We start from the raw sequence: 13,947 nt of genomic DNA, 5'->3' as shown, positions 1-13,947 counted from the left end.
GTGTGCCTGGTCTGGTTGTTGTGGGTGGGGAACAATGGCGGTCACACCGCGCCGAAGGATATGGGGAGGAAACGATGGGGGAGTTGCCGGTTGAAGGCGGGATACCGTGGCTCGTCTGGCTTATCGATCTAGTGGTCAACGGTTCCTGACACCGAACTAATTACGGGTCGTTGACCTGTCGCGAGGGCATGGCCATGTGTCCGCGGACTTCGCAACACGGTGGCAGCATCGAGCAGCGGTCATCTCTGCCTTATCGGGGTCGGGGCGGCGATGGTGCCGCGCGTGTCGGCGAATTGCCGCCGGTACGCGGTGGGGGAGGTGGCGAAGGCTGCCGTAAACCGCTGCCGGAGGGTGACGCTGCTCCCGAAGCCGCATTTCGCGGCGATGGTGTCGATTCCCCAGTCGGTTGTTTCGAGGAGTGCCCGCGCTTCTTGCAGGCGGTGTTCGAGGATCCAGCGGGCCGGGGTGGTGCCGGTGGATTGGTGAAAGTGGCGGACGAAGCTGCGTCTGCTCATCCGTGCCTGATCGGCGAGCCGGTCCACGGTCAGCGGCTCGTCGAGATGTGTGAGGGCCCATTCCTGGACTTCGGCCATCGTGGTGTCGGATGCCGGCTGAGCCAGGGGGCGGTCGATGTATTGCGCCTGTCCTCCGTCCCGGTGCGGGGCGACGACCAGGCTGCGGGCGATCCGGGTAGCGATGGCTGACCCGAGGTGTGTGCGCACCAGATGGAGGCAGGCGTCGATCGCCGAGGCCGTCCCCGCGGAGGTAAGGACGTCACCGTGATCGATGTAGAGCACCGAGGAGTCGACCTCGCTGCCGATGCTGCGTTCGGCAAGTAAGGGCATCGCCTCCCAGTGCGTGACCGCGGAGCGTCCTGCGAGCAGGCCGGCGTCGGCGAGAGCGAAGGCGCCCAGGCACAGACCGGCAATGACGGCACCGCGGGCATGCGCGGCCGTAATCATGTTCTTCAACCCGTCGTTGACCGGTACCAGCGACTGCGGCCAGGAGGGGAAGACGATGATGTCGGCCCAGTCGACGGTGTCCGGCCCCGCGACCTTGCCGATCGAGTATCCCTCGATGGTGTGGATGGTGCCTTCCCGATCGGACCACAGCCGCGTCTGCCAGTCCGGGGCGAGGCCGAGGCGGCCCACCTCGCCGAACACCATCAACGGTGCCGCCAGGTGAAACATGGTGATGTCGTCGAACGCGTAGACCGCGATCCTCATGATGCCTCCAAGGTTGGCCTGATTCCATCGAAAGTATGCATCCATGCCACTCGTGGGCGAAGCCGATGTGCCGAACACTGGGACGGGCCCGCGTCCGCACTGTGGCGCGGCGCCACCACCGTTGAAGGAGATACCTGATGACCGCACCCCGCCGCGCCCTTGTCGTCGTCGATGTCCAGCAGGAGTACTTCGAGGGACCACTCGAGATCCAGTACCCGCCGCGTGCGGAGTCCCTGGTCAACATCGTCAACGCGGTGGAGGCTGCCACCGCGGGTGACCTCCCGGTTCTCGTGGTCCAGCATCAGATGCCGCAGGGCGCACCCGTGTTCGTCGAGGGCACCGCGGGGTGGTCGCTGCATCCAGAGATCGAACAGTGCATCGATCCCGCCACCAAGCGGGTGCACAAGCAGTACGGGAGTGTGTTCGCCGGAACGGATGCAGCGCAATGGCTCCACGCGCACGACGTCGACACCATCACGATCGTCGGTTACATGACCAACAATTGCGACCTCGCCACGGCCGTGGAGGCCGAGGGGCTCGGGTTCGCCACCGAAATCCTCTCCGACGCCACGGGTGCGATCGGCCTCGCCAACGAGGCCGGCACGATCTCCGCTGAGTCCCTGCACACGGCACTGATGGTGCTGCTGCAGTCGAACTTCGCTGCGGTGTCGACGACCGCGCAGTGGATCGAGGCAGTGAGGTCGGGCTCGACGCTGCCCAAGAGCAACCTGGTGCAATCCGCCCTCGACGGACGCTCGGCGGCCGCCCTCGCCTGACCGAAGCAACACGGGAGGCGATCGTCGGATCCGTACCGGTATTGACCGACTTTCACGGATCCGACGATCACGCCGCGCCAGCGAGACGGGGCCCATTGCGTCTCCGACAGTGGCAGGGATGAGCGAACGCTGGGATTTCGAGAGCCGAATCGTTGGCGCTGCGCGGAGGTGCACCGATGCCGCCATTCGCCCATATGGAGAACGAGATACGGTCCACAATGCGCACTGTGACCCGCTGGGTGAACGGCCTCGCCGCAGACGGGTTTGCTGCTGAGATTCGCGCTTGCGGCCCCCGGCCGGGGTGATGAACTGGTGCCGTTGCCACATCGCGGAGAAGCTGCCCGTGGACGAAGTCGGGCAGGCCACTCTTGAAGCAGTGCAACGCTTCCCTGTGACGTTTGCCGGCTCCTCTTTCGTCGGAAAGAGGCGCAGAAAGCATCTCGGCTGATCCGGTTGGTTGCGGTGCTCGTGAAGCGAGAGGGCAGCGGGATGCTCGTGGTCGACGGGGAGGCTCTTATCCTCCGGGCACCCCGGGTATCCTCCGGAGACCGCAGGTTGCGTAACTTGTTTATCTTGTTTAACGGCGTAGCATGGGGGTATGAGCACCAAGGCGCACGCTGGACGCACCAACCCTCGTACGGCTGCCGGGCGGAAAGGGCGCGCCGGCGGTCGGGCGGCGGGGTTTCCGACAGTCCTCGAGGATGCGCTCGCCAGTGTGCCGGAGAGCGAACGGGAGGGTTTCGTCCTCGGGGTGGTCGGCGACGACGGCGACGGACTGGATCCCGCGTTGTGGGGCCCGGGACCGTCGTCGCCCGAGCGTAAACGGGCCGCTCTGGCGAACCTGCGCCGGCAGTACCAAGCGCGCCGGACGGTGGTGGAGGCGTCGCTGACCCGCCCGGAGGCAGCGGAACTGCTCGACGTCTCCGAACAGGCGGTCCTCGACCGCCTCAAGGCCGGCGATCTGGTCGGGTTGAAGAAGGGGCGGGAGTGGAGGTTGCCGTCCTGGCAATTCCACGCGGACTCGGAGCTCGGATTTGTGCCCGGACTCGCGCGGGTGGGTGCGGTGTTCGCCGGAGGAGCAGTGTCGTTGACCGAATGGGCCCAAACCCCGAACGGAGACCTGGACGACGCAACTCCGGCCGAGGCCCTGACCGCCGGGCACGTCGACGACGTGGTGCGGGTGGCCCAGGTGGGTACCGCGGCCGCGTGGTAGCCGCCCTCGCCGCACCGACACGGCCGCTACGCGGCGGACAGGGCTGGATGTGGCGGTGGCGCGACCCCAGCGCCGGGCACCCGTGGCGATGGTGCCGCATCTATCACCCGTCCCCGCACACCCCGGACGGGATCACGCACCGCACCTTCGGGCCGTTGCACCGGCTGGACCCGCACCTGCCGGGCCCGGGCGGCGCCCCGCATGAGTGCCCGGAACGCCGGTCCGTGCTGTATGTCGCCGGCAACGTGGCCACGGCAGTCGGTGAGGTGTTCGGCGACTACCCGGCTGCCGCGGTGTGCCCGCGCTACCGAGTGGCGTTGCTGCGACCGACGGCGCCGCTGGCTGCGCTGGATCTGCGGGGTCAGGGAGCGGCGATGCGGATCGGTGCGTTGCCGTCGTTGGCCACCGGCGACTATCCGCGTCCGCGTACCCAGGCCTGGGCGCGGGCGATCTATGAGGATCAGCCGGTGACTCGGCAGCGGATCCGCGGCGTTTACTACAATGCTGCGCATTCGAACGGTCCCGCTTTGGCGTTGTGGAACACCGAGTCTCGGATCGAGGTGGTCCGCAGTGGCCGCGGGGAGGTCCAGGACTTCGCGCTGGCGGATCCGAGGATGTGGCCGCGCATCGTCGATGCCGCGGTCAGCCTGGGTATGCGCGCGGATCTGGTGCCCGACTGTCACATCTGCCCGTAGCTCGGAGCGTAGGGGGCCTGTCGTTCGGGCGTCGGGCCGCCGGACTGGTTGATCGGGCGCCGGTGGGCGGGACGTGGCAGGGCGAGGTTTCCAGGGGTACCGACACTCGAGATGAGGGGCGGTTCCTCTCATCTCGAGTACGGGTGGCAACGGGGTTCAGGGTTTGGAACTCCGGTTGGCGGTCGGGCGAGCGTGAACCCAGATCGAAGACGCCGTGCGGGAGATGCCTGAGGGCAGCGGGCACTGGGGCCGACCCGGTCCGCCGAACTCGCTGCGCCGAGGACGACCGTGGCCGGCCTCGAGGCGTCCTCAGCTCCATCGATCGTCTGGCCCACGCCCACATCGTCGCGGCGGCCATCGCGACCACGGTCACCGACCTCACCGAAACAATCGGTACCCGCGCCTACCAGGTCGCGGTCTCCGGAGGCTGTGACGACCACGTCCAGGATGTTGTGGCCGCGAGGTGCGCCATCTGAACCGTCCATTTACCAGCGGAGACAGCATGTCCCCCCGAAAGAAGTATTGGCCGCACACTCACACCGCCAGCCATTTGTACCGCCGTCACCGGGCGGCAACAATTCGGATTGCCGCCCACTCAGGGCAGGATGAGATCGTGAGCGACCGAACCGCAGCAGACCTCGAACGTGAACTCGCCATGCTCGCCTACGTACGCGACCGTCTCCGGGCTTTGGAGGGCGAAGACTTCCGTATCCCGACCCCGGCCGTCGACCAGGTTCTCGATGAGCTCAACAGCCTCGAACGATCGCCGTGGGATCCGAACTGATTTCCGTTCGTGCAGAGTCCGGCATCGGGCACGGGTGTTTCGGGCCGGCCGGAGTGGGGCCGGCTGGTGGCCTCCACGATGGAGTATTGAGGGCCGGGCGTGAATTCGCCCCGGTGCGACAGCCGGTCTGCGCCACACCAGTTGACGAAGGAAAGGACTCGGCCCCACCTCGGGGGCCGGCACACACCATGACCTCTCTGACTCGCGGAGCGAACAGCCCGATCGACACGGCAACGACGACGGTGGAGGTGACCGGCGCCCAGCAGGGAACGGTCGATCTGTTCGTCTTCCAGCTCGATGCCGATTTGCAGGTGCGGGCGGACGCCGATCTGGTGTTCTTCAACAACCCCAGCACCCCGGAGGGTGCGGTCACTCTCGCCGGCGGGCAGGTGACGCTGAACCTCGAAACCATCCCCGAGATGATCGGCACGCTGGCTGTGGCCGTGGCGCTGGATGAGAACGTGCTCGGCAGCCTGGCCCAGGTACCCGGCCTGGCCGTGACGGTCACCCAGCCAGGCGGTGTCTCGTTCGCGATCCCGGCGGAGGGCCTGACCACCGAGCGGTCGGCGGTGTTGCTCGAGGTGTATCGGCGCAACGGGTCCTGGAAGGTGCGTAACCGCTCGGCCGGCTGGAGCGGGGGACTGGATGCCCTGGTCGCCGAGCACGGCGTGAGTGTCGACGAAACCCCCGCGCAGACACCCACACCCGCACAGGCACCCGAACTCGTCCGGACCGCTGTCGCGGCGGAGACTTCGGCGACCGTCGACGGGGACGGTGTCCGGACGGTGCCCGGCGAAGCCACACTTTCCCTGGTCAAGCGGGAGAAGCTGAACCTGCAGAAACGTGCGGTCGCGAAAGTTCTTCTGCACAAGGGTGCCTCGAACCCGGTCGGCCGTGTCGTCCTGGTCATGGACAACACCGGGTCGATGTCCAAGCGGTACAGGTCCGGCGAGGTCAAACGCATCATCGAGCGGATGGTGCCCGTGGCGACCCAGCTCGATTCCGACGGGAACCTCGAGGCCTTCGCCTATGCCCAGCGGTTCGTGAAGCTGCCCGACGTCACCGTCGCCGACGCCGACACGTGGGTGAACACCTATGTCCACCTGCACGGCCGCCACGGGGACATCGACTTCGACGCGATCGGCGGCACCAACAACGAGATCCCGATCATGGAAGAGATCATCGGCACCCTCGACAAGACCGCCGCGGTCCCGACATTGGTGCTGTTCTTCACCGACGGCGGATTCCATGCAAAAGCGCAGATCACCACCCTGATGCGGACCGCGTCGGCGTTGCCGGCGTTCTGGCAGTTTATCGGAATCGGCAAGTCCAGCTTCGGTGTCCTCGAAAAGCTCGACAACCTGACCGGCCGCCTGGTCGACAACGCCGGGTTCTTCGCGGTCGAGAACGTCGATACGCTCAGCGACGCGGCGCTGTACAAGCTGCTGCTCAGCGAGTATCCGGACTGGTTGCGCGCCGCACGGAAGGTCCGCGTTCTCAGCTGAAGACCAAGACCCGCCGCCTGGGGAGCCGTTGCGTGATCATGCTCCGCGGGTTCACCTGGGGGGCCCTCAGCGAGTCAACGCTCACCGAAACTCAGGATTCGGCCGACACGGCCCACCACTGCACTGTCTTCACCTGCCTGCTCGGCGGGCCGTCGTCGTGGTCGCGGCACCTGCGATACGCCGCCCCGGAGTGAGCTCCTCCATCTCCGAAGAGTCGGGGTCGGACCTCGAGGTCAGCGAATTCGGCTGCAGCAACTGCCCATAACATCCGTCGCCGCAAACAAGCGCCCACCTGCGGCTTGGGCGTCGGAACGCACGATGCCGGAAATGCGGCTGCGGTGGACGTCGTGCCTGCGGCAGACTGTGCCTGGTGATCCTGACGATTTCCACGACGGCACGACCGGCGACCGACCTCGGCTATCTGCTGCACAAGCACCCCGACCGGGTCCAGGAGTTCACCCAATCCTGCGGTGTCGCCCGGGTGTTCTACCCGGAGGCGAACGAGGATCGCTGCACGGCGGCGCTGTTGTTGGATGTCGATGCGATTCGGCTCGCCCGCACCTCCCGCGGCTCGACACCGGACTACGCGCTCGGCCAGTACGTCAACGACCGCCCGTACGTGGTGTCGTCGCTGCTGTCGGTGGCGTTGGCGGACGTCTTCCGCACCGCCCGCGCCGGACGGTGCGCCATGCGCCCCGAGCTTGCCGCCACACCGCTACCCCTGGAGATCTCGCTGCCCGCACTGCCGTGCCGCGGCGGTCCGGAGTTGGCCGAACGCCTCTTCCGCCCGTTGGAGTGGGCCGTCGAAGCGGACGCCGTACCGCTGGACGACGCGTTCCCGGAATGGGGCGATTCCCGCTACGTGCGGCTCACCCTGCGGGGTGACATCCGCCTTGCCGACGCACTGAATCACCTCTACGTGCTGCTTCCGGTGCTCGACGACGCCAAAACACTATTGGGTCGCCTCCGACGAGGTCGACAAGCTGATCCGGGCCGGTGCCTCCTGGCTCGCGGAGCACCCGGACAGAGCCCTGATCACCGACCGCTACCTGCGGCACCAGTCCGCTCTCACGCGCTCGGCCTTCGAGCGGCTCACCGAACTCGGCGACGACATCGAGGAGCAGCTGGCACCGCCAGTCGACGAGGAGTCCGAGACCGACACGGTGCCCGCGGCGGACACCGCGGTGACGACACCGCTGAATGTGCTTCGGCGCGACGCGGTCCTCGGGGTCCTCGGCGAGTTGGACGTGCGCAGGGTCATCGACCTCGGATGCGGTTCCGGGCAACTCGTTTCCGCGTTGTTGGACGATCCCGGTTTCACCGAGATCGTGGGTGTGGATGTGTCGACCCGAGCGCTGACGCTCACGGCACGGCGGTTGCGGTTGGATCGGATGCCGGAGTGGCGACGGGAGCGACTGCAGCTGTTCCAGGCGGCGCTGACCCACACCGACCGGCGGTTCGCCGGCTACGACGCGGCCGTGTTGATGGAGGTCATCGAGCACATCGACCCGCCCCGGCTGACCGCACTCGAACAGGTGGTGTTCGGTACCGCCCGGCCCGGGCACGTGCTCGTGACGACGCCCAACGCCGAGTACAACGTGCGCTACGCCGACCTGCACGGTAGGCGTCACCGAGACCATCGCTTCGAATGGTCGCGGCCGGAATTTCGTTCCTGGGCGGCCGCGGTCTGCGATGTCCACGGCTACAGCGTCGACTTCCGTCCGGTGGGTGATGACGACCTCGAGGTCGGGTCACCGACTCAGATGGCGGTCTTCACACGGGTGGGAGGCGGCGATGACTGACATCGCGGTGCCGGCGCTGTCGCTGGTGGTGCTCGTGGGAGTGTCGGGCAGCGGCAAATCCACCTTCGCCGCACACCATTTCGCGCCGACACAGGTGCTGTCGTCCGACTTCTGCCGTGGGCTGGTCGCCGATGACGAAAACGATCAGTCCGCCACCAGGGACGCCTTCGACGTGCTGCTCTACATTGCCGGGACCCGGTTGCGGCGCGGCCTGCTCACCGTGGTTGATGCCACCAATGTGCAGCGTGAGTCCCGCAAGGCGCTGATCGATCTGGCCAAGGCGCACGACGTCTTGGTCGATGCGATCGTGGTCGACGTTCCCGACGAGGTCGCGATCGTACGCAACGCGGCCCGACCGGACCGCGGTTTCGGTTCGCATGTGATTCGTCGCCAGCACAAGGACCTTCGACGGTCGCTGCCGAAGCTCGGCCGCGAAGGCTTCCGCCGGGTGCACCTGCTCACCGGTGTCGACGAGATCGCTGCGGCGACAGTATCAATCGAGAAGGCGTGGACCGACAAACGGGAGTTGACCGGCCCGTTCGACATCATCGGCGACGTCCACGGCTGCCGGAGCGAACTTCAGGCGCTGCTGCGTGAGCTCGGCTGGACGCTCGAACCCGACGGCGGGGGCGCCCACCATCCCGAGGGCCGGATCGCGGTGTTCGTCGGCGACCTCGTCGACCGCGGACCCGACACCCCCGGGGTGCTGCGCCTGGTGATGGGCATGGTGGCGGCCGGAACCGCGCTGTGCGTCTCGGGCAATCACGAACAGAAGCTTGCCCGGGCCCTGCACGGCCGGAAGGTCGCCACCTCGCACGGGCTGCAGCAGTCGCTCGATCAGCTCGCCGCGGAGTCCGACGACTTCCGCAGGTCCGCGCACACCTTCATCGACGGCCTGATCAGCCACTACGAACTCGACGGCGGCAACCTGGTGGTCGCACACGCCGGGCTGAAGCAGGCCTATCACGGCCGCGCGTCGGCGCGGGTGCGCTCGTTCGCGCTGTACGGAGACACCACCGGCGAGACCGACGAGTACGGACTGCCGGTGCGCTACCCGTGGGCCCACGAGTACCGAGGGCGCGCCATGATCGTCTACGGGCACACCCCGGTCCCGGAAACCGAGTGGATCAACAACACCATCTGCCTCGACACCGGCGTCGTGTTCGGCGGCAGGCTGACCGCCCTGCGCTACCCCAGCAAGGACATCGTGTCCGTTCCCGCAGAGCAGGTGTGGTTCGAACCGGTGCGCCCACTCGGCACCGGCTCGGCTGCGCCAGCTCACCCCGGCGCAGCGCGATCCGACCCTGTTGTCCATCGACGACGTGGCCGGAACACGGCACATCGAGGTCCGGTACACCAAGGGGCGCATGAAGGGTGCGCGAGGAGAACGCCGCCGCCGCGCTCGAGATCATGAGCCGATTCGCCGTCGACCCGCGCTGGTTGGTGTACCTGCCGCCGACGATGGCTCCACCGGCGACATCGACTCTCGACGGCTACCTCGAGCATCCCGCCCAGGCCCTGGCCGAGTTCGCGGCGGCGGGGGTGACGGAGATCGTGTGCGAGGAGAAGCACATGGGTTCCCGGGCGATCGTCGTGCTGGCCCGCGACGCCGCCGCCGCGGCGACGCGATTGGGCGTCACCGACGGCAGCTCGGGCATCGTCTACACCCGCACCGGCCGGCCGTTCTTCGACGATCCGACCCGGATGAGCGAACTCGTCGCCCGGCTCCGCACCGCGTGCGGGCCGCTGATGGACGACCTCGGGTCGCCGTGGCTGGTACTCGATTGCGAACTGCTGCCGTGGTCGGCGAAGGCGGGCGAGCTGATCCGCGACCAGTACGCGTCGGTCGCCGCCGCGGCGGGTGCCGCGCTTCCGGAGGCGATCACCGCGCTCGAGCGCGCCGCGGCACGGGGGTTGGACGTCGGCGACCTGCTGACCCACACGCGAGCCCGCGCGGACAACGCCCGTCGGTTCCGGGAGGCATACGCCCGATACTGTTGGCCGGTCGACGGCCTCGAGGGGGTGCGACTGGCACCGTTCCAGATCCTCGCCTGCGAAGGCGGGGCGCCCGCAGTCACCGAACCGCACTCCTGGCACCTGGCCACGCTGGCGTTGCTCGACGACCCTCTCATCGCCGAAACCAGACACCAGTTCGTCGACCTCACCTCGGATACATCCCGGGGCGCGGCTACCGCCTGGTGGTCGCAACTGACCGACGCCGGCGGTGAGGGCATGGTCGTCAAGCCGCTCGGATCGACACCCGCGGAACTGGCGCACAGGAGGATTCAGCCCGGGATCAAGGTGCGGGGGCAGGAGTACCTGCGGATCATCTACGGTCCCGACTACACCGAGCATCTCGCCGTGCTGCGTGACCGGTCCCTGGGCCGCAAACGATCGATGGCCCTGCGCGAGCATGCACTCGGGCTGGAAGCTTTGACCCGGTTCGCGGACGGGGACCCGTTGTGGCGGGTGCACGAGCCGGTGTTCGCGGTCCTTGCGCTCGAGTCCGAGCCGGTCGACCCACGGTTGTAGGGTGATGGCTCCATCGGTCGGGCACGTTCACCATCCGTCCTCGAGATGGCGCTTCCGCTAGGTGGCACTGACGCCGCGCCGGGGAGAGCAAGAAGGCGTTGTGGCTCCGCAAACAGCGGCGAGTGCGGACCATCCACGACCCACTCACGGGCGTCCTCGCCGTGGGCTTGCGGGCGGGGGTACGCGACCCGGCGCTACCGGGGTTCTCTCGGTGGTATGTCGAACTGTGTCCACTCCTGCGCCCAGCGCCGCAACCGGTTTCGGTGAAACAGTCGGTGTGCGAGGGCCGTGGAGAGCAGGACGCCGCCGGCCACCAGTGCCCACACCCCGCAGGCGGCGGTCACCGCCAGGACGGTGTTTTCCCGGGTATCGGGGATGGGGCCGGTGAGGTTGCCGTCCGCGTCCACGTCGATGGTGATGGTCTGACCGGCCTTCACGGGCGCGTCGGTGGGCACGGCAGCGGTGCGCTCCCCGTGCGGTGTGGTCCAGCGGGCCCGGGCGGTGTTCTGGCTGCCGACGGGGCGGATCGCGTACTCGGGGGAGTCGGGGGCGAGGTAGGTGTCCTCGAGCAACACTGCGGGGACGTGGTGCACGCCGGCGCGCAGCGCCTGGGCTTGTTGCTCGAGCCGGGTATGCGTGGTGGTGCCGAATGCGGCGGCGACGGGGATCAACAGCAGGACCAGGATCGCGGTGAGCAGCACGATGGCAGCCTCGACGCGGTCGCTGGGGCGCATCAGGTGGTTACGGCTCCACGGGCGCATCCGCCACCACCGGACCGGCCTGGCCACCGGGACCGGTACCGGTTCCTCCCGACGCATGGTCACCTCCAGCAGGTTCTCCGCTTCCTCTTCCTTCGATTGTGCGACGGAATCCGAGGCGGCACGCTGCTCCGCGAGCGTCGAAAAGACTCACACGGTGCGTTTCAGGGGTGCATTGTGGGTGTAGTCCTTGGCTGCCTCGTGCATGAGTTCGCTGGGCTTGCGGTGCTGGCGCTGCGCGAGTACATCGAGCTTGTTATTCAGCGGCAGTTGAAGCCGAACTGGCCGTTTGGGGGAGGCGCCGCTGATGCACGCATGCTTCGCCAGGGACGGCCCACCCAGTTTCCGCGGGACCGATGAACAGCCAAGGCTTCGTGTGACCGGGGACGCGAGTTTCGCCGATCTCCAGCTTTCTGCACCGTTTAGCGCACCTAACCGGCGATCTTCACCGGACGGGTCAAACGGCGATCCGCCAGCTCAGACCGATGCCGGTGAAGGCCCCCTTCTGGGACGGTGCCGGTCAGGGTTCCTTGGGTTCGTGCGGTGATCGCAACACCACTGATCAAAGGGTGTTGCACATGGCGAAATATTCTCATCGGATGGTTCCGGAGATCTTTCAGACGTTCTGGTCGGGGATGGCGGCGGGTGAGTTCATCACGGGCGCGGCCGAGGCGGCCGGCTCGTATCGCAAACAGGGTGCTCGGTGGCTTGCGGCCTGTGGTGGGGTGCGTCCCCGGCGTGGCCGCAACCTCAAGGGCCGGTGTTTGACGTTCGCGGAGCGGGAAGAGATCGCCATCGGCATCGCCGCAGGTCACACGCTTCGTGAGATCGCGAAAGCCTTGAACCGGAGTCCGTCGACGATCTCACGCGAGATCGCCCGCAATTGTGAGCCGTCCGGGCGGTACCGAGCCAGATCGGCTCACGCAGCCGCCTACCATCGGGCCTCGCGGCCCAAGCCGTCCAAGCTCGCCATCAATCCGTCGCTGCGCGAGACGGTCGAGAAATCCCTGACCGAGCGCCACTCACCCGAGCAGATCGCGGGCCGCCTCCGACTCGATTTCCCCGACGATCCACAGATGCGGGTGAGCACCGAGACCATCTACCAATCGCTCTACCAACCCTCCCGCGGCGGACTCGAACACACCCTCACTCGATCGTTGCGGACCGGACGTGGGCTGCGCCGACCCAGTCGGAAGGCCGGCCAGCGCAAGAATCGGATCCCCGATATGGCCAACATCGCGGACCGCCCCAAAGACGTGAAAGACCGTGCAGTACCGGGACATTGGGAGGGTGATCTCATTGTCGGCAAACGGAATCTGAGCGCGATCGGCACACTCGTCGAACGTTCGACCGGCACCGTCATGCTCGTTCATCTGCCCGACGGATACAAGCCCGAGCAGACCGCGCCCGCGTTGACCGAACAGCTCGAGACGCTGCCCACGAGCCTGCGCCGGACCCTGACGTGGGACCAGGGTTCGGAGATGCGGGACTGGAAGAGCGTCAGCGCGGCCACCGGGATCGACATCTACTTCTGTGATCCACACGCACCCTGGCAGCGCGGGACCAACGAGAATACGAACGGCATTCTCCGTCAGTACTTCCCCAAAGGTTCGGACCTGAGTGTGCACTCGAAAGCAGACCTGGAGTGGGTCTCACGGCAACTCAATGAGCGCCCCCGGAAACGGCTAGAATTTCGCACACCCATCGAAGAGATGGAACGACTGCTGTTGCGATGACCGCCAGAATCCGCCGTTCGGCTAGTGGGGCACCCCGGACGTTGGCGGCATCTGCGGCGTTCACCGGTTAGCGCATGCAAGTATCGGTGGCATGTCCGAGAAGCGATTCAACTTTGCGTATGTCGGCGACCCTCCACCGGGGTGGACTGCCCACTTGAAGTGGAGTGCCCGGATCTTGCGATTGGCCGGCGAATCCATCCCGGACAAAGAACTCGAGCGTGAACTGGAACGCGAGGAACAGGAACAACGCGAGAAGCGTGCGCAGCGGCCGCCCGGTCGCCGCGAAGTACCCGAAATTCGGAAACGACCCGACGCGTTCCTGACAACAGAGGACGACGATCCAGTCCTTCACGAACCGAAGTTGTCCATCCCATTCAGAACCAACAACGGCCTCGACCTCCGGTTCACCAGAGTGAAGGTGTACGAGAACGGGGTGGGCTTTGATCTGGTGGCCCGCGAACCGGACCCCGACCCCACCGCCGGCATCTCGTTCGACACCGAGACAATCAATCTCGGTTACAGGATCAGGCCGGACAAGGCTCACAGGACCAGGATCCGGCTGGTCCTCGCGGTATCACCAACTCTTGGCGAGCACGGCTACTTCGGCGGCGCAGTGCTTTCCAACTCGTTCCGACAGGATGACTTTCCCGATGATCCGAACGAACCCTGGCTATCTGGTGGCGGCGACTCCCGCGGCCGTGTCCGCGACCTGGGTGTGATTGAAACGCGGGCGCACTACTTCCTCAGTCCGGTACCCACAAAGAGCATCGTCCAGGTCACGGTGGCTTACCCGAGTTTGGACTCAAAACGACCAGCATCGAGTTCTACGCCGCCAATCTCCGCCCGCCGCGCCGCTAGCCGATCGTCTATCGGTGAACTCCCCCTCGCAGAACCGCGATCGATCCAAAGGGCTTAGAGGG

The 13,947-nt window shown here is 66.8% G+C and carries 10 protein-coding genes and 2 pseudogenes; 10 read left to right on the top strand and 2 right to left on the bottom strand.

Going from position 1 to position 13,947, the window contains the following annotated elements; genetic code table 11:
- Nucleotides 1-239 precede the first annotated feature (239 nt).
- The gene (locus GO592_RS40590) at nucleotides 240-1,226 is read right to left on the bottom strand and encodes a GlxA family transcriptional regulator (RefSeq protein ID WP_039951212.1); all 987 of its coding nucleotides are present in this window, start codon (nucleotides 1,224-1,226) and stop codon (nucleotides 240-242) included.
- 137 nt (nucleotides 1,227-1,363) lie between these two features.
- On the opposite strand from GO592_RS40590, the gene GO592_RS40585 reads away from it, so the two are divergent.
- The 8 genes and pseudogenes from GO592_RS40585 to GO592_RS40550 all read left to right on the top strand — a co-directional run bounded on the left by GO592_RS40585 (nucleotide 1,364) and on the right by GO592_RS40550 (nucleotide 10,533).
- Nucleotides 1,364-2,002, top strand: coding sequence for an isochorismatase family protein (locus tag GO592_RS40585; RefSeq protein WP_007297269.1), 639 nt, complete (start codon nucleotides 1,364-1,366; stop codon nucleotides 2,000-2,002).
- 598 nt (nucleotides 2,003-2,600) lie between these two features.
- Nucleotides 2,601-3,215 carry a helix-turn-helix domain-containing protein gene (locus GO592_RS40580; protein WP_039951209.1) on the top strand — a complete coding sequence of 205 codons (615 nt, stop codon included), beginning with the start codon at nucleotides 2,601-2,603 and terminating at the stop codon, nucleotides 3,213-3,215.
- Nucleotides 3,209-3,910: an RES family NAD+ phosphorylase gene (locus GO592_RS40575; protein ID WP_039951207.1), complete on the top strand. Its 702-nt coding sequence runs from the start codon at nucleotides 3,209-3,211 to the stop codon at nucleotides 3,908-3,910. The genes GO592_RS40580 and GO592_RS40575 overlap by 7 nt, the downstream gene beginning before the upstream one ends.
- 613 nt (nucleotides 3,911-4,523) lie before the next feature.
- A complete protein-coding gene (locus GO592_RS40570) occupies nucleotides 4,524-4,694 on the top strand; it encodes a hypothetical protein (protein WP_007297266.1) in 171 nt (56 codons plus the stop codon).
- A 188-nt stretch (nucleotides 4,695-4,882) separates the two neighbouring features.
- Nucleotides 4,883-6,199: a VWA domain-containing protein gene (locus GO592_RS40565; protein ID WP_039951203.1), complete on the top strand. Its 1,317-nt coding sequence runs from the start codon at nucleotides 4,883-4,885 to the stop codon at nucleotides 6,197-6,199.
- A gap of 32 nt (nucleotides 6,200-6,231) precedes the next feature.
- Nucleotides 6,232-6,393, top strand: coding sequence for a hypothetical protein (locus GO592_RS40560; protein ID WP_202715249.1), 162 nt, complete (start codon nucleotides 6,232-6,234; stop codon nucleotides 6,391-6,393).
- A gap of 176 nt (nucleotides 6,394-6,569) precedes the next feature.
- A pseudogene (locus GO592_RS40555) lies at nucleotides 6,570-8,001 on the top strand (3' terminal RNA ribose 2'-O-methyltransferase Hen1).
- Nucleotides 7,994-10,533 (top strand): annotated as a pseudogene (locus GO592_RS40550) (polynucleotide kinase-phosphatase). The pseudogenes GO592_RS40555 and GO592_RS40550 overlap by 8 nt, the downstream one beginning before the upstream one ends.
- Nucleotides 10,534-10,727: 194 nt before the next feature.
- Here the strand turns inward: GO592_RS40550 and GO592_RS40545 are convergent.
- Nucleotides 10,728-11,351 carry an Rv1733c family protein gene (locus GO592_RS40545; protein WP_039951215.1) on the bottom strand — a complete coding sequence of 208 codons (624 nt, stop codon included), beginning with the start codon at nucleotides 11,349-11,351 and terminating at the stop codon, nucleotides 10,728-10,730.
- A gap of 518 nt (nucleotides 11,352-11,869) precedes the next feature.
- Between GO592_RS40545 and GO592_RS40540 the strand changes: the two genes are divergently transcribed.
- Together GO592_RS40540 and GO592_RS40535 are read left to right on the top strand one after the other, a co-directional pair.
- Entirely contained in the window at nucleotides 11,870-13,027 is a 1,158-nt protein-coding gene (locus GO592_RS40540; protein WP_011596741.1) for an IS30 family transposase, read from the top strand.
- A gap of 91 nt (nucleotides 13,028-13,118) precedes the next feature.
- On the top strand, nucleotides 13,119-13,943 hold the full coding sequence (locus GO592_RS40535) for a hypothetical protein (protein WP_157234338.1): 825 nt from the start codon (nucleotides 13,119-13,121) through the stop codon (nucleotides 13,941-13,943).
- Nucleotides 13,944-13,947: the final 4 nt, after the last annotated feature.

It is taken from the genome of Rhodococcus sp. 21391, from assembly GCF_016772255.1.
GTDB classification, from domain to species: Bacteria; Actinomycetota; Actinomycetes; order Mycobacteriales; family Mycobacteriaceae; genus Rhodococcus_F; species Rhodococcus_F opacus.
Note: the sequence above shows the minus strand (reverse complement) of the source record. Positions and strands in the feature narration are given on the sequence as shown.